This is a genomic window from Saccharothrix sabaoui, from assembly GCF_051756985.1.
Lineage (GTDB): Bacteria > Actinomycetota > Actinomycetes > Mycobacteriales > Pseudonocardiaceae > Actinosynnema.
On record NZ_JBPKJK010000029.1, the window covers coordinates 1 to 15,377 of the forward strand.

Consider the following 15,377-nt stretch of genomic DNA (forward strand, 5'->3'; position numbering starts at 1 on the left):
TCCCCGAGGGGACGCTTCATGCGAAGCGTCCCCTCGGGGCTTTTTTGCGTTGTCGTGGCTGCTTTACCGCCCGAGCCGGGCCGCGAGGGCCTCGCCGAGCAGGGTGCCGGACAGCCAGGCGGTCTCGACCTTCGGTGAGCCCCACGCGTCACCGGCGATGCCGACCAGGTCGTCGTCGAGGTGGAACGGGGCCGTGCCGGGGGCGGCGGGACGGGCGAACGTCCACCGGTGCACGTGGACGTTCACGGCGGCTTCCGGCAGGGAGAGCAGTTCGCGGACGGCGACCTCGACCTCGTCGGCCGCGGCGGGCGCGTCGGCCACGTACTGCCCGGCGAACGCGTCGTCGGTGTGCGCGACGAGCACGGGCGCGTCGTCGCCCCGGCGGCTGCCGTCGTCGAACAGCGTGGTGAGGACGGGGTGGTCGTTGACGAACGCCCCGTGGAACGGCGCCCAGCTCCGCGTCGGGTACTCCAGGGTCGCGACGAGGGACGGCAGCCAGTCTTGTACCCCGGCGGCGGTCCGGGTGCCGGCCAGGCGCGGGTCGAGCAGGCGCAGCGCCTGCGGTCCGGGCAGGGCCAGGACGACGGCGTCGGCGGGTTCGCCGTCGACGCGGGGGCCGGGTTCGACCCACTCGACGGTGTGCCCGGTCGTGACGTCCAGTCCGGACGCCACGTCCTCCACGAGGGACCGCAGTCCGCCGGGTGCGGCCCAGCGCATCGGGCCGGTGGTGTGCGAGACGCCGTCGGCGGAGTGCACGGCGAGCGTGTCCGTCCACTCGCGGGCCAGGCCGGCCCCCTGCCAGCGCGTCACGACGGCGGCGAAGCGGGCGTCCGACACGGTGAAGTACCCGGCGCCGATGTCCGCCCGCCGACCGTCGTAGCGCTTGCTCGCCATCCGGCCCCCGACGACCGGTGAGCGTTCGAGGACGCGCGTGTCGATCCCGGCGTCGGTCAGCGCTCGGGCGCAGGCCACCCCGGCGATGCCCGCACCGACCACGAGGACACCCACGGCGATCACATCCTTGACGAATCGTCACGTTCCGGCGAACGAGAGGGCTGACCGGGGGATGCCCCTGGCGCGTGCGGGTGACGCTGGGTCGGGTGCTTGTGGTCCTCCCTACGGTAGCGGCATGAACGGCGGCTAGCGGGGTGGGGAGGCAGCGGTGCCGTGGCGGTCGCGCAGGGGCAGACGCAGGGGCAGGCACGCCCGTGCCCGCCCGCCCACCGACCCGACGTGGGCCGCGGCGCTGTTCGCCCTGATCCTGCTGCTGTCCCTGTTCCTGCTGCTGCTGACCTACCTGTAGGTCATTCGACGGGTTCCAACGAGCTCGTGGGGAAGCGCCGCTCGTTGCGCTCGATCTTGGCGAACGCGGCCTCGACGAGGTCCACGTCGAGCTTGTCGGCCAGCCGCACGAGGTAGTGGACGACGTCGGCCAGTTCGTCGCGGACGTTCCAGGCCAGCTCGGGGTCCTCCATGGCGCGGGCGGCCTCCTCGGGGGTGAGCCACTGGAACAGGTCGGTCAGCTCGCCGACCTCGCCGGACAACGCCATGACGAGGTTCTTCGGCGTGTGGTACTGGTCCCAGTCGCGGGCGGCGGCGAAGCGGCGCAGCGCGTCACGCAGGGCGTCGAGGTTGTTCACGTTGTTCATGCCGCAGGGCTACCACACGGGAGCGGACAGGCCGAACACGCGTCGCGGGCGTTGAACGGGGCCGCGCACCGTCGTTCGAGGACTGCGTGACAGGTGGCTGTTCGCGGTGTCAGCGGCGGGGGACGGCGGTGAGGTGGCGCCCGCCCGGGAGGGCGGTGAGGACGAGGCCGAACAGCAGGCCGTTCAGCTCCTCCACGTCGAGGTGGAGGTGTCGTGCGACGTGGTGCGGGGTGGTGCCGCGGGCGCGCAGGGCGCCGAAGACCTTGGCGAGCAGCTGGGACGTCTCGTGCCGCCCGGGGTGGTGGTCGCGGGCCAGGTTGGCGCAGACCGTCGTGTGCTGGGTGGGGGTGAGCAGGCCGAGGTCGTGCAGGCGGTGGGCGAGGACGAGGGGGGTGACGCGCCAGGTGGCGGCGTGGGCGCGGACCTGCTCGGTGACCGGGTTGCGGGGTACCGCGGCGAGGAGCGCTGTTCTCGGCAGGAGGAAGGCGCGCGCGAACGCTTGCGGGTCACCGCTGCCGGTGAGGCGGCCGAGTTCGCGGGCGGCGTCGTCGCGGGCGTTCGCCGGGTCGAGGAACGCGAACGGCGTGCCGGCGTGGCGGAAGGAGAACGAGCCCGCGCCGGCGCAGTCGGGCGGCAGGGAGAAGACCCGCACGCCGTGCGCCTCCAGCAGGTGGACCATGGTGGGGGCCGGTCGGTGCGGCATGCCCCAGCGGGCGCGGAGCATCGTGGCCGCGGTCTCCGGGTCGGGGCGCTCCCAGGTCGGCACGTCCGGTTCGGGGAGCGCGAACTCCGCGTCGAGCCAGTCGGCGAAGCCGAGCGCGAGGCGTGCGGCGGCGGTGGCCCTCGTGCGGTCGGTCCGGGGGCCGGTGAAAGCCGGTTCGACGTGCGGGACGTCGTCTCCGCCGAGGAACGAGGGCGGGAACCCGAGCGCGGCGGCGAGCTTCAGCGTCGTCGCGGGCCTCGGGACCCGGCGGCCCCGCTCGTAGTCGGCGACGCCCGCCACGCCCGCCTTGCGCGCCAGCTCCGCCGCGGTGAGGCCGCGCCGGGTGCGGGCGAGGACGAGGCGGGAGGGCGTGAGCATGATCGGGTCATTCTCGCACCCTCACCGGGACGTCGACGTCGTGCGCCGTGTGGTCGGCCCTGGGTGTCGGCAGGGAGCCGAACTCCAGCGGCGGCAACGTGATCCGGTGGGCCCAGCGGTCGACGACCTGCCCCTGCGGGGTGGGTTCGGGCTGGGACACCTCGCGCAGGACGGTCGTCCGCTCGTCCTCCTGCACGACGTAGGTGACGAGGAACCACAGCTTCCACTCGTGCGCGTGGAACGAGTCGAACAGCGACAGCTGGTCGTGGTCGTTGCCGCGCATCATGGCCGCGATGGCCGGGCCCTTGGCGTAGTCGCTGCGCAGCGGGGCGTTGGCGTTGCCGGTGTTGCGGTTGCCCTGGAGCGTGCCCAGCACGACCGGCTTGGACGGGTGCTGCACGAGCCCCGCGTTCCACTTGTCGACCTTCGTCCACCCCTCGGCCACCAGCACCTCGCGCAGCCTGCCGACCCGGTGGACCCAGTCGAGCAGGCCGGCCCCGTTGGTGGGCCCGAGGGGCGGCGCGCTCAGCCTCGCGTCGACCCCGGCCCAGATCGCCTCGTCCAGGTGGTCGACGCGCAACCCCAACTCGGCGAGCCGCGCGTGGTGGTCCGCGGTGAGCTCCGTGGCGTTCGACATCGTCATACGTGCAGGTTAATCCCGGGCACCGACAATCCCGGCGGCCGTCGAGGGCGGCTCAGCGCGCGAGCTCCTCCAGGTACTCCTGGGTCTCGGCGTCGGTCGAGTAGACGCATACGCCGCGCATCCCGCGGGTCAGCAGCACCTTGTAGGTGTTCCTGATCAGGTTGTGGAAGTGCGCGCCCTCGGCCTTTTTCACCGCGGGGTCGTGGGAGTGCCCGGGGTGGGCCTCCCACCGGTCGCCCCGGCGGACGAAGTCGGGACCGAAGATCACTCCGGCCCAGTCGTACTCGAAGCCCTGCGCCGTGTAGACGCAGCCGACCTGGCCGAAGCCGCGCTCGTCGCTGGCCCAGTAGTGGGACTCGGGCGCGTCGGGCACCCGTTTGCCCGGCTTCGCGTTCCAGGGGCGCTGCCAGTCGCCGACGCGGACGTCCGGCACGAGCACCTTCGTGCCGTCCCGGGTGGTGGGGTCGCTCCACTTCCAGCAGTACCCGGCGGCGAGCCGGGCCGTCCCGCCGAACCGCGCCCGCTGCGCCAGGACCCATTCCTCGACCTCCGCCGGGGTGGCGGCGGCCCGGACGACGAAGTCCTTGTCGGCGCGGGTCACCAGGTCCGACCACGCGGTGGCGGGGCGTCGGCCGATGTCGAGCAGACCGGCGACCCAGGCGTCGAAGAACTCCGACCCGCCGCACCGGTACTGACCCGCCAGGTGCACGACTTCGACCTCGCACCCCAGTGCTCTGGCCGCGGCCTCGATTTCGCGCGTCGAGCCCATCTCGCCGGGCCGCACCACCTGGTGCTCGTCCAACAGGAAGACGGGAACCCAGGCCGCGTCGATCAACTCGGTCACCTGCCGCCGCGCCCGCTGCCGCGCTTCGGCCTTGGTGTAGCGGTTGACGCTGGTCTCCCGGATGCGGTGTGCCTCGTCGCAGATCAACACGTCCAGGCCGCGGGCCTCGGCGTCCATGAAGCTGTTGAAGTACTTGAACATGCTCTGTACGCGCGGTGCGCGTTTACCCGCCAGCTTGCGCAGCGTGCTGGTGAACGCGCTGGAGCCGGTGGCGTGGTAGGCGCGCCGGCCCAGCCGGGCCAGTTCGCCGAGCAGACTCAGCGCGATGACGCTCTTGCCCGAGCCCGGTCCGCCGAGCACGATCACCACAGTCTGCGTGCGGCTGGTGCGGGCGCGTTCGACGGCCTGCATGACAGCGCTGTAGGCCACCTGCTGCTCGTCGAGCAGCACGAACTGCTCCCGGTCCTGGATTTCGCGTGCCGCCAGGTCGAGCAGCGGCTTGGACGGCGCGTGTCGTGCGTTCAGCAGGTCCTCGGCGGCCCGCCCGGCCGCTTCTCTCGTCGCGGGGTCGGGGTCGAGCAGCGCCTTCAGGCGGTCGGTCATCAGCGACCGGGTGTCCATCGTGTACAGGCGGCCGTAGTCGTCCATCTCGTACCGGGACAGGCGCCAGACACCCGACTCCAGCGCGTTGTGCAGGTAGGCGAGGCCGTGGACCGCGCCAGGCTGCTCGGCCAGGGACGGGGTGGAGTCGACGAGGTACTCGCAGTACCGGCGCACCTGCTCCACGGGGTGCAGCACCGGCTCCGGGTAGTGCGGGACCTGTACCAGGTCGTCGCCCACCGGTTCGGCGCTGGACCACTGCTTCAACTCCACCAGCACGTAGGACGGGGTGCCGCGTCGGGGGTGGGTGCCGCACAGGACGACGTCGACCCGCTTGGGGTTGTGGGGCAGCTTGTGCTCCAGCAGCACTTCGACGTGCCCGAGGCCCGCGTCGACGACGTCGGTGAGGAACGCGGGCAGGCTGTTCCGCCACGACCGGACCTCGGCCTTGCCCACGCCCGAATCGAACTGGATGCGGGCCTGTTCTTCGAGCACGGTGTGCAGTCGGTCGGCCATGTCGAGCAGGTCCTGAGCGCTGCGGCGCACGAGAGCCACCGGTTGATCCCCCACCTGGGCACGCGGAATACACGTGCGGGTGGGGGCAACGACGAGCGTGCGCTCGGTGCCCGGCGGGCCGCAGGGGAGAGGTTAGCGCGCCCCGGTACGGCTACGTCACATCACCGCGATCGGGGTGACCGGGGCTTCACCGGGCGAGGGGTGTCAGCGGCCGCGCCAGACCGGGTGCATGTACCGACGGCGTTCGTCGGGGGCGGGTTCCGTGGTGAACAGGTTGTCGGCGTTCCGGTGGACGCAGTCGATGCCGAGTCGGTGCAGCAGGGCGACACCGTCGGCGCCGGGACGTTCCGGGAAGAGGGCCATCAGGCGGGTGACCGCGTCCGGGCTGTCCGCCGCGTAGTCGAGCAGTTGGGCGACCGCTTCCCGTACCTTGCTGTGCGTGGCCAGGCTCTTCGCCTCGATGACCACGACATCCGCGTCGTCGCGGTAGTACAGGTCGGCTCGCTTGCCACTCGGCGTGACGAAGCTGTGCATCTCGACGTCGGAGCGGAAATCCCGGTAGTGGGCGACCAGACGGGCTTCAACCCGTTCGTACGCGGTCTGCCGTTCCGCGATCCGGTGCCAGACGACGTCCACGTGGGTTCGTTCGACGGGGATCACGCGGGTGTCCAGCCCGATCCGGTCGGCGGTGGCGTTCAGCTTGGCGCTCAACTCCGCTTCCACGGTGCTTGGGGTGATGTCGAAAGCCGTGATCAGGCGGGACGACCTGGGCTCTTCGACGAGGCGTTGCCCGTACACGTAGTCGCCGGCGGTGAATCCTTCGATGCCCCAGAGATCGGTGATCGGGTAGTCGGTGAGCCGGACGTCGAGGACGCTGTACACGTTGGTGAAGCTCGAATCGTTGGCGTGCTGGTTCCAGAGCAGGTCGGCCAAGGGCTCGTTGCGGAACAGGTGTCCGATCTCGCCGGTGGCTTTGATTTTCTTCTCGCCGACGAACAGCACGACGCCGCCGGAGCGCAGCCGTTCCATGGGTTTGTCGTGCCGGGGGATCGCGCCCCAGAAGTGCGCCTCGCCGGAAGGGTACAACTCCTCCAATGGAACCCTCGATCGTGTCGTGGAAGCGCTTCCTCGTGTCGGGGTTGCCGTAGCAGAGGGCGAGAAGAGCGAGCGTCATGGACGGTCCCCACCGGTTGTCACCTGATCGTGTGGGGGTTGACCTTAGGTCCCGACGTGCTCTTCCGGTCGGCGGGAATCCGTCATGCGCGGATCAGCGGGAGAAAAGCGCACGTCCGGCGAAGAACAGGACACCGGCCAGGCCCGCCGGTGCGGTCACCAGCACCAGGTAGGCCCACGCGCCGACGGTGGAACCGGTCGGTATCAGGTCCTTGCTCACCCCGGCCACCAGTGCGGCCCAGGACAGCAGGGAGAACAAGGTCGAATTCAGCCAGCACACCGCCGATGCGGCCCTGGCCCGACGCGCGCCGGCGAGGTCGAGCTGCTCACCCCGGACGAAGGACCGTGACGAGATCAGGCTCAGGCAGGACAGCAGCAACCCCGACACCGAGCCGCACCCCGGGATCCACAGGACGGTCTCGAACGGGGGGTAGGTCGCGGGCAGGATCCCGCCGACGACCACGATCGCCAGTGCGAGGACCGCGCACACGGCCACACCCCCGACGCCAAGGCCGACGCACAGCCCGCGCACCTCCCGCACGCGCGTGGCCGGCATCCAGGCGTGGAGCGGTGGGGGTCCGACGGGCCTCACGGGCTGGGCCGCCGGTCCGAGCCGGCACCGTCCGCCGTGCTCGCGTCGGCCATGTCCCCGTTGTTCGGCATCGCCCACGTCGAGCCCAGGTCGCGGACCTTCTGCCGGATCGCGGCCTGTTCGACCTCGATCGTGTTGATGTGCGATTCCATCGCCACGATGGTCGCGCTGATGAGGCTGATCGTCACTCCCGCCGCGCCGATCAGCGCCACAACCGCCGCCGGGATACCCACGATCGTGACGGCGTGCCCACCGCGGTGAGGATGCGACCACGAACGTGGTCAGCGCGACCCCCATCGCGATCCAGAACGTGTCGGAGGTCCCGCAGCTTCTTGTGGAGCAGCGCCATGGCGCGTGCGATCGGGTCGACCAGGTGCTGCAACGGTGCGGGCGTCCAATTCATCGCGCTGTCGACCTCCCGCGTCCACTGGTCGGCCTCGCGGATGAGGGGGTTCACCGCTCACCGTCCCGCGCGTGGACGCCGTTCATGGCGCGCCGGCGCGCCGTCGGCTGCGAGGGAGGCGCGGAGGCCCACGAGGGTGGCTCCGGCATCCGGCTCATCGTGCCGCGGCCGGTGCGGCGGTCCGCTACACGGGGAACAGGCGCCTGCCGGTGACGACCGCCGCGGAGGTGGGGAGGATCGGGAGGACGTAGAGGGGGAGCAGGAGCCAGGCCGCGCCGGTGTCGCCGGTGGTCCTGACCAGGGCGTAGGTCTGGGCGAAGACGGCCAGCAGTGAGCCCAGGAGGCCGAACGCCCAGGAGAGGCCGATGGCGCTGCGGAGTTGGCGTGTTCGGCGCAGGACGAGGTGCGTGCCGTCCAGGGCTCGTCTGCCCAGCAGCACGGTGAGGCCGGCTGTCAGGACCGTGGCGACGGCGACGCCGTTCGACGTCCGGGCGAACTCGGCCAGGGGGCGGTAACCGCCCGCCAGCAGGGGGGACAGGGCCGTGGTGACCGCGCCGAGGACCAGGGCGGACGCTAAGAGGAGCCTGCCGCGGTTCAGGGAGCCGGTGGTGATCGCCTCGGCCTGCTCCTCGGTGACGGGGAGGTGCGTGGTCGGTTCGGGGGTGCGCGCGGTGGAGCGGGTGGTCACCGGGGATCGGTCCCTTTCACGTGCGGGTGGGAGGTCGATTCTGGACGAAGACGGCCCGCGAGTGGCCGTCTTCGCCCAGAATCGGGTCCTACGGCTCCCAGACCTGCACCGCCCGCACGACGAACGGGGCGTCGGGCACGTAGGTGCCCCGGCCCGGGTAGGTGGTGAAGTCGGACTCGGTCGAGCACGTCGCGCTCTGGAACACCGACGTGTCGCGGTTGAGGAGGTTGGCGAAGGAACGCGCCGTGAAGCCGTCCGGCAGGGGTATGCACTCGCGCGGGTTCGCGGTCTCCAGGTCCAGGCGGTGCGCCGTGCCGGTGTAGTCCTTCGCGGACCAGGCGCAGAACTCGCCGCGGTCGCAGGTCGGGCTGGCGGGCGCGGCGGCGGCGGTGCCGGTGGCGAGCAGGGACAGGGCGGCGGTGAGGGTGATGATCTTCATGTCACCCAGGTTGCACGCGGCTGGGCCGGTTGTCCCGGGCCGTCACCTGTTGGTGTGGTTCAACCGGCGCTGTTGGCCCGCCAGGTAGGGGCGGGCACGGCGTTGGCCGCCCCGGTCGGCGATGGCCTCGGCGAGGGAGTCGAGGACGCGCGCCACGCGGTCGGCGTCGGGGTGCCAGCCGCGGCGCTCGCACTCGGCCAGCCAGTCCACGGGGGACAGGTGGCCGCGTTCGCGGTTGCAGCGGCGGCAGGCGGCGACCTCGTTCTCCAGCCACGACGGGCCGCCCTTGACCTTGGGCACGAGGTGGTCGGTGGTGGGCGTGACGTGGCCGGTGAACGCCCGGCGGCACCACGTGCAGTCCGGGCCGTCGCGGGCGATGGCCAGGGCGAGGCGGGCGGCGCGGTCGAGGGCGGCGTCAGGCATGGGCCAGGCGGGCGGCGAGGCGGACCGCGTCGTGCGGGGCCGCCGCGTCGGTGTCGTTGTCGAAGTACGCGTACACGTCGTGGGTCGCCGACCACTCGCGGACGCGGTCCGCCCAGTGGTCGAGTTCGGCGTCGGTGTAGCTGCCCACGTAGAGGGCCTGGCTGCCGTGCAGGCGGAGGTAGGCGAAGTCGGCGGTGACGTCGTCGAGGTACGGGAACCGGCCGGCGCTGTGGGAGACGACCAGGGCGATGCCGTGCGCCCGCAGGAGGTCGTGGAACTCGTCGGTCAGGAACGTCTCGTGGCGGACCTCCAGGGCGTGCCGCAGGGGCAGGTCGACCTCGGTGGTCACGAGGGCGCGTTCGTCGGGCAGGCGTGCGTCGTGGTTCTCCGCGAGCTTGGCGGCTTCCCCGGTGGTGCGGGGGAGCAGGTCGAAGAACGTGGCCAGCCGGTCGGGGTCGTAGGTCATCCGCGGTGGCAGCTGCCACAGGAACGGGCCGAGCTTGTGCTCCAGCGCCAGCACGCCGGAGGCGAAGAAGTTCGCGAGCGGCACCTCCACGTCGCGCAGCTGCTTGAGGTGCGTGATGAACCGGCCGCCCTTGACCGCGAACACGAAGTCGTCGGGCGTCTGCTCGCCCCACGCCCGGTAGCTGGAGGGGCGTTGCAGCGAGTAGAACGAGCCGTTCAGCTCGACGGAGGTGGTCAGGCGCGAGATGTGCTCCAGCTCGCGGCGCTGCACGAGCCCCTCGGGGTAGAACGCGCCGCGCCGCCACGTCGGGTACACCCAGCCCGACGTGCCGATCCGCACCTGTCCCGCCATGGCCCCGGGGTACCCCTTCTTGACCTCCAGCGCACCTGAGGGTGGAAGGTGTCGACCATGGACGACCGCACGCTCGACGCCTACCTCGACCGCATCGGCGCGACCCGCGCCGATGGCGTCGTCGAACTGCACGAACGCCACCTGGCGACGGTGCCCTTCGAGAACCTGTCCATCCACCTCGGCGAGGAGATCAGCCTCGACGAGGACGCGCTGGTGGACAAGGTCGTGCACCGGCGGCGCGGCGGGTTCTGCTACGAGTTGAACGGGGCGTTCGCCGCGCTGCTCCGCGCGCTCGGGCACGACGTGGAGCTGCTGTCGGCGAAGGTGTTCACCGACGGCGCGTACGGTCCGCCGTTCGACCACCTGGCGCTGCGCGTCGGGAACCTGCTGGTCGACGTGGGGTTCGGCCGGTTCGCGCTGCGACCGCTGGACATCACGAGCCGGGAGGACCAGCACGACCCGACCGGGGTGTTCCGGCTCGTCGACACCCCCGAGGGCGACGTGGACGTGCTGTTCGACGGGGTGCCGCAGTACCGGTTCGAGCGGCGGCCCCGGGAGCTGGCGGAGTTCCGGGCCACGTGCTGGTACCAGCAGACGTGGCCGGGGTCGCCGTTCCGGCGCGGCGCGACCTGCTCGCTGCCCACCGCCGAGGGGCGGGTGACCGTCGCCGGCTCGAAGCTGATCACCACCAAGGGCGACGAGAGGCTCGTGGAGGACCTGGGCGACGACGCGCTGCTCGCCGCCTACGCGAAGCACTTCGGGATCGTGCTGGACCGGGTGCCTCAGTCGATCGCCAGCCGCTGAGCCAGGACCACGGCGTCGTGCGGCGCGGCGTTGTCCATGGTGTTGTCGAAGTAGACGTAGACGTCGCGGGTCTTCGACCACTCGCGGACGCGGGACGCCCACTTGTCCAGCGCCTCGTCGGAGTAGGCGCTCTTGTACAGCTCGCGGTCGCCGTGCAGGCGCACGTAGGCGAAGTCGGCGGTCGGCTCGACCGGTTCGGGGAAGCGGCCCGCCGACTCCGCCGCGCACAGCGCCACCCCGCGCTCGGTCAGCATCTCGACCAGCTCGGGGTTGTCCCAGGTGGGGTGGCGGATCTCCAGGGCGTGCCGGACGGGCGGGAGCTGGTCGAGGAACGCGGCCAGCCGCTCGGGCCGCCACGGCAGCATCGGCGGCAGCTGCCACAGCACGGGGCCGAGCTTGGGCCCCAGGTCCAGCACGCCGGAGTCGTAGAACTCGCGCAGCGCGTCCCCGACGTCGCGCAGGCGCTTGTGGTGGGTGACCTCGCGGTGGCCCTTCACGGCGAACACGAAGTCGTCGGGCGTGCGCTCGGACCACGACCGGTAGTCGGTCGGCTTGCGCAGGCCGTAGAACGAGCCGTTGACCTCCACGGTGCCGAACCGCCGGGACAGGAACTGGAGCTCCAGGCGCTGTTGCAGGCCGCGCGGGTAGAAGTCCCCGCGCCACTGCGGGTAGTGCCAGCCCGACGTGCCTATCCGGATCTCACCCACGGTGACCGAGTTGCCGCGAACCACACGCGTGAAACTCAGAACCCGGCGCCGTCGAGCGCCCCCCTGACGACGTGGTCCACGCGCGCCTGCTGCGGGTCGCGGGCCAGGGCCTCGGTGCACGGGCAGTGCGCCAGGTCGCTGCCGCACAGGTACACGCCGAGCACGCGCAGGCTGCGGGCGGTCTGGCGCAGGCGGGCGGCGCCGCGCAGCCTCACCTGGCCGTACACGGCCTTCGCGAGCTGGTAGGGGGCGCCGGGGCCGAGGTCGACGCACGCCTGGCTGTCGAGCTGCTCGGCGACGTGCGCGATGGGGCGGCACCCGCACGCGCGCACCGACCGCACGAGCCGCTGGTCGAGCCTGGCGACGAGGCGGCGGGCCACCTCGTCGCGCCAGCCCCGGTCGGACCGCAGGAACGCGACCAGCTCCTCCACCCGCACGGGGTCGGGGTGCGGTCGGCGGGCGCGGGCTCTTCGGCGTTGAGGGGTCATGCCACCAAGATCGGGTGCGGCGGCGGGTTCCGGCGCCCGCTCACCCGGCTGCGCGCCGGCGGTAACCGGGCGCAGCAACCGGCGACCACTCGGTGTCAGAGGCAGGTGGCCGGGGAGTCGCCGACCGGGCGTCGCGCGGTGACCGCCCACGCGACAGCGCACCCCCGCCACCCGGGAGGGCGACGGGGGTGCGCTGTGGTCAGGACCAGCCGGCCGGGACCAGGGCCGGGACCGGGGCTAGGCGGGGACGGAGGCGATGCCGGGGGCGAGGAAGCGCTTGCCCGTCACCTTCTCCGAGATGCCCGAGCGGTCCAGGTACGGGGTGATGCCGCCCAGCCAGAACGGCCAGCCCGCGCCCAGGACCATGCACAGGTCGATGTCCTGCGCCTCGGCCACCACGCCCTCGTCGAGCATGATGCGGATTTCCTCGGCCAGGGCCTCCAGGGCCCGGTTGAAGACCTCGTCGCCGGTGAGCGGCTTGTCGCCGAACTCCCACAGCGCCTGCACCTCGGGGTCCACGGTCTGCTTGCCGGTGGCGTCCCACTGCCAGACCGCGGTCTTGCCGGCCTCGACGAAGCGCTTCATGTTCTCCGACACGCCGAAGCGGTCGGGGAACGCGCCGTGCATCGTGCCGGCCACGTGCAGCGCCACGGCGGGGCCGACGAGCTGGAGCAGCACCAGCGGCGACATGGGCAGGCCCAGCGGCTCGGTGGCCTTGTCCGCCACCTCGAACGGGGTGCCCTCGTCGATGGACTTCACGACCTCGCCCATGAAGCGGGTCAGCAGCCGGTTCACCACGAACGCCGGGGCGTCCTTGACCAGCACCGACGACTTCTTCAGCTGCTTGCCCACGGCGAACGCGGTGGCCAGCGTCGCGTCGTCGGTGCGCTCGGCGCGCACGATCTCCAGCAGCGGCATGACCGCGACCGGGTTGAAGAAGTGGAAGCCGACGACCCGCTCGGGGTGCTTCAGGTCGGCCGCCATGTCGGTGATCGACAGCGACGACGTGTTGGTCGCCAGCACCGCCTCCGCCGAGACGTGCTCCTCGACCTCGGCGAACACCTTCTTCTTCACGCCGAGGTCCTCGAACACGGCCTCGATGACGAAGTCCGCGTCGGCGAACGCGGCCTTGTCCAGCGAGCCGGTGACCAGGGCCTTGAGCCGGTTCGCCTTGTCCGGCGACACGCGCTTCTTGCCGAGCAGCTTGTCGACCTCGGCGTGCACGTAGCCGACGCCCTTGTCCACGCGCGCCTGGTCGACGTCCGTCAGCACGACGGGCACCTCCAGCCGGCGGGCGAACAGCAGCGCCATCTGGGAGGCCATCAGGCCCGCGCCGACGATGCCGACCTTGGTGACCTTGCGCGCCAGGGACTTGTCCGGCGCGCCCGCCGGCCGCTTGGCCCGCTTCTGCACCAGGTTGAACGAGTACAGGCCGGCGCGCAGCTCGTCGCTCATCACGACGTCGGCCAGCGCCTCGGTCTCGGCCGCGTACCCGGCGTCGAGGTCGTTGGCGCGGGCCAGTTCCAGCAGCTCCAGCGCCTTGAGCGCACCGGGCGCCGCGCCCTTGGTCCTGCCCTCGACGATGGCGCGGGCCCGGGCGACGGCCGCGTCCCACGCCTCGCCGCGGTCGATCTCCCCGCGGTGGGGGACGACGTCGCCGCGCACCACGGACGCCAGCCACAGCAGCGACTGCTCCAGGTAGTCGGCCGAGTCGAACAGCACGTCGGCGATGCCCAGGTCGAGAGCCTGCTTGGGGTTGAGCATCTTGTTCTGGTTCAGCGCGTTCTCGAAGATCACGGTGACCGCGTCGTTCGCGCCGATCAGGTTCGGCAGCAGCTGCGTGCCGCCCCAGCCCGGGAACAGGCCGAGGAACACCTCGGGCAGCGCGATGGCCGCCGCGTTGGACGCCAGCGTCCGGTAGTGGCAGGACAGCGCCAGCTCCAGGCCGCCGCCCATGACCGCGCCGTTGACGAACGCGAAGGTCGGGACGGTCGACTCGGTGAACTTGCGGAACACGTCGTGCCCGAGCTGCCCGATGGTCACGGCCTGCTCGCGCCGCGACGCGCCCTCCACGGCGGTCAGGTCGGCGCCGACGGCGAACACGAACGGCTTGCCGGTGACCGCGATGGCCACCGGGTTCGCGGCCGCGGCCTCGTCGAACGCCGTGCCCAGGCTGACCAGCGACTGCGGGCCGAACGTGGACGGCCGGGTGTGGTCGTGGCCGTTGTCGATGGTGATCAGGGCGACCTGGCCGTCCACGCCGGGCACCTGGACGAACCGGGTGCGGGCGGTGGTGACGACCTCGTCGGGGAACAGGGCCTTCGCCTCGTCGGCGGTCAAAGCGGTCACTTGCTCTCCCCGTTCCAGTGCGGGTTCTCCCAGATGACGGTCCCGCCCATGCCGATGCCGATGCACATGGTGGTGATGCCGTAGCGCACGTCGGGGCGCTCGGCGAACTGCCGCGACAGCTGCGTCATCAGCCGCACGCCCGACGAGGCGAGCGGGTGGCCGGTGGCGATCGCGCCGCCCCACTGGTTGACGCGCGGGTCGTCGTCGGCGATGCCGAAGTGGTCGAGGAAGGCGAGCACCTGCACGGCGAACGCCTCGTTGATCTCGAACAGGCCGATGTCCTCGATGGACAGGCCGGCGCGCTTGAGGGCCTTCTCCGTCGCCGGGACCGGGCCGATGCCCATGACGTCGGGCTCGACGCCCAGGAACGAGTAGCCCACCATGCGCATGCCGACGGGCAGGCCCAGCTCGCGGGCGGTCTCCTCCTCGGCGAGGATGCAGCCGGTCGCGCCGTCGTTCAGGCCGGCCGCGTTGCCCGCGGTGACCCGGCCGTGCGGGCGGAACGGCGTCTTGAGCTTCGCCAGGTCCTCGACGGTGGTGCCGGGGCGGGGCGGCTCGTCGGCCGTGGCCAGGCCCCAGCCGTGCTCGGCGGAGCGGGTGGCGACCGGGACCAGCTCGGGGCCGATCTTGCCGTTCTTCACCGCGTCGGCGTACTTGGCCTGCGAGGCGGCCGCGTAGGCGTCGGTGCGCTCCTTGGTGATGTGCGGGAACCGGTCGTGCAGGTTCTCCGCCGTCGAGCCCATGACGAGCGCGGACGGGTCCACGATCCTGTCGGACAGGAACCGCGGGTTCGGGTCGACGCCCTCGCCCATCGGGTGACGGCCCATGTGCTCGACGCCGCCCGCGATGACCACGTCGTACGCGCCGAACGCGATGCCGCTGGCCGAGGTCGTCACGGCCGTCATGGCGCCCGCGCACATGCGGTCCACGGCGTAGCCGGGCACGGACTTCGGCAGGCCCGCGAGCAGCGCCGCGGTCCGGCCGATGGTCAGGCCCTGGTCGCCGATCTGCGTGGTGGCCGCGATGGCCACCTCGTCGACGCGCTCCGGGGGCAGCTCGGGGTGACGGCGCAGCAGCTCGCGGATGACCTTGACGACCAGGTCGTCGGCACGGGTCTCCGCGAAGATTCCCTTGGGGCCGGCCTTGCCGAACGGCGTGCGCACACCGTCCACGAAGACCACGTTGCGAACGCGTGCCGGCGCTACTGGTGCGGCCACGGCG

The 15,377-nt window shown here is 71.9% G+C and carries 18 protein-coding genes; 2 read left to right on the forward strand and 16 right to left on the reverse strand.

Annotated elements, in window-relative coordinates; genetic code table 11:
* Nucleotides 1–63: 63 nt before the first annotated feature.
* A complete protein-coding gene (locus ACR807_RS11590) occupies nucleotides 64–1,008 on the reverse strand; it encodes an NAD(P)/FAD-dependent oxidoreductase (protein ID WP_438921260.1) in 945 nt (314 codons plus the stop codon).
* Nucleotides 1,009–1,162: 154 nt separating this feature from the next.
* Between ACR807_RS11590 and ACR807_RS11595 the strand changes: the two genes are divergently transcribed.
* The gene (locus ACR807_RS11595) at nucleotides 1,163–1,303 is read left to right on the forward strand and encodes a hypothetical protein (protein WP_438921261.1); all 141 of its coding nucleotides are present in this window, start codon (nucleotides 1,163–1,165) and stop codon (nucleotides 1,301–1,303) included.
* Nucleotide 1,304: 1 nt separating this feature from the next.
* On the opposite strand, the gene ACR807_RS11600 is transcribed toward ACR807_RS11595, so the two are convergent.
* The 11 genes from ACR807_RS11600 to ACR807_RS11650 all read right to left on the reverse strand — a co-directional run bounded on the left by ACR807_RS11600 (nucleotide 1,305) and on the right by ACR807_RS11650 (nucleotide 9,808).
* Nucleotides 1,305–1,649 (reverse strand): nucleotide pyrophosphohydrolase, encoded by a 345-nt coding sequence (locus ACR807_RS11600; protein WP_438921262.1) that lies wholly within the window; start codon nucleotides 1,647–1,649, stop codon nucleotides 1,305–1,307.
* A gap of 109 nt (nucleotides 1,650–1,758) precedes the next feature.
* The gene (locus tag ACR807_RS11605; RefSeq protein WP_438921263.1) at nucleotides 1,759–2,730 is read right to left on the reverse strand and encodes a helix-turn-helix domain-containing protein; all 972 of its coding nucleotides are present in this window, start codon (nucleotides 2,728–2,730) and stop codon (nucleotides 1,759–1,761) included.
* Between the two features lie 7 nt (nucleotides 2,731–2,737).
* Nucleotides 2,738–3,373, reverse strand: a complete 636-nt coding sequence (locus ACR807_RS11610) for a hypothetical protein (RefSeq protein WP_438921264.1) — start codon at nucleotides 3,371–3,373, stop codon at nucleotides 2,738–2,740.
* 52 nt (nucleotides 3,374–3,425) lie between these two features.
* Nucleotides 3,426–5,312, reverse strand: coding sequence for a DNA/RNA helicase domain-containing protein (locus tag ACR807_RS11615; RefSeq protein WP_438921265.1), 1,887 nt, complete (start codon nucleotides 5,310–5,312; stop codon nucleotides 3,426–3,428).
* Between the two features lie 165 nt (nucleotides 5,313–5,477).
* Nucleotides 5,478–6,302, reverse strand: a complete 825-nt coding sequence (locus ACR807_RS11620; protein ID WP_438921266.1) for a hypothetical protein — start codon at nucleotides 6,300–6,302, stop codon at nucleotides 5,478–5,480.
* A 238-nt stretch (nucleotides 6,303–6,540) separates the two neighbouring features.
* On the reverse strand, nucleotides 6,541–7,002 hold the full coding sequence (locus ACR807_RS11625) for a hypothetical protein (RefSeq protein ID WP_438921267.1): 462 nt from the start codon (nucleotides 7,000–7,002) through the stop codon (nucleotides 6,541–6,543).
* Between the two features lie 32 nt (nucleotides 7,003–7,034).
* Nucleotides 7,035–7,250, reverse strand: coding sequence for a hypothetical protein (locus tag ACR807_RS11630; protein ID WP_438921268.1), 216 nt, complete (start codon nucleotides 7,248–7,250; stop codon nucleotides 7,035–7,037).
* 375 nt (nucleotides 7,251–7,625) lie between these two features.
* Nucleotides 7,626–8,129: a hypothetical protein gene (locus tag ACR807_RS11635; RefSeq protein ID WP_438921269.1), complete on the reverse strand. Its 504-nt coding sequence runs from the start codon at nucleotides 8,127–8,129 to the stop codon at nucleotides 7,626–7,628.
* Between the two features lie 88 nt (nucleotides 8,130–8,217).
* Nucleotides 8,218–8,568 (reverse strand): peptidase inhibitor family I36 protein, encoded by a 351-nt coding sequence (locus ACR807_RS11640; RefSeq protein WP_438921270.1) that lies wholly within the window; start codon nucleotides 8,566–8,568, stop codon nucleotides 8,218–8,220.
* Between the two features lie 42 nt (nucleotides 8,569–8,610).
* Nucleotides 8,611–8,991 (reverse strand): HNH endonuclease, encoded by a 381-nt coding sequence (locus tag ACR807_RS11645; protein WP_438921271.1) that lies wholly within the window; start codon nucleotides 8,989–8,991, stop codon nucleotides 8,611–8,613.
* A complete protein-coding gene (locus tag ACR807_RS11650; RefSeq protein WP_438921272.1) occupies nucleotides 8,984–9,808 on the reverse strand; it encodes a DUF72 domain-containing protein in 825 nt (274 codons plus the stop codon). Before ACR807_RS11650 ends, ACR807_RS11645 begins: the two co-directional genes overlap by 8 nt.
* Nucleotides 9,809–9,865: 57 nt before the next feature.
* Here ACR807_RS11650 and ACR807_RS11655 point away from each other — a divergent pair, with 57 nt between their 5' ends.
* Complete coding sequence (locus ACR807_RS11655; RefSeq protein ID WP_438921273.1) at nucleotides 9,866–10,612, forward strand: arylamine N-acetyltransferase family protein; 747 nt, start codon at nucleotides 9,866–9,868, stop codon at nucleotides 10,610–10,612.
* Here ACR807_RS11655 and ACR807_RS11660 read toward each other — a convergent pair.
* From ACR807_RS11660 to ACR807_RS11675, 4 genes are all read right to left on the reverse strand, one after another.
* The gene (locus ACR807_RS11660) at nucleotides 10,591–11,319 is read right to left on the reverse strand and encodes a DUF72 domain-containing protein (protein WP_438921274.1); all 729 of its coding nucleotides are present in this window, start codon (nucleotides 11,317–11,319) and stop codon (nucleotides 10,591–10,593) included. The two genes, ACR807_RS11655 and ACR807_RS11660, sit on opposite strands and share 22 nt — an antisense overlap.
* A gap of 35 nt (nucleotides 11,320–11,354) precedes the next feature.
* Nucleotides 11,355–11,807 (reverse strand): hypothetical protein, encoded by a 453-nt coding sequence (locus tag ACR807_RS11665; protein WP_438921275.1) that lies wholly within the window; start codon nucleotides 11,805–11,807, stop codon nucleotides 11,355–11,357.
* 237 nt (nucleotides 11,808–12,044) lie between these two features.
* Nucleotides 12,045–14,156 (reverse strand): 3-hydroxyacyl-CoA dehydrogenase NAD-binding domain-containing protein, encoded by a 2,112-nt coding sequence (locus ACR807_RS11670; RefSeq protein WP_438921276.1) that lies wholly within the window; start codon nucleotides 14,154–14,156, stop codon nucleotides 12,045–12,047.
* On the reverse strand, nucleotides 14,153–15,373 hold the full coding sequence (locus tag ACR807_RS11675; RefSeq protein WP_438921277.1) for a thiolase family protein: 1,221 nt from the start codon (nucleotides 15,371–15,373) through the stop codon (nucleotides 14,153–14,155). Before ACR807_RS11675 ends, ACR807_RS11670 begins: the two co-directional genes overlap by 4 nt.
* Nucleotides 15,374–15,377 lie beyond the last annotated feature (4 nt).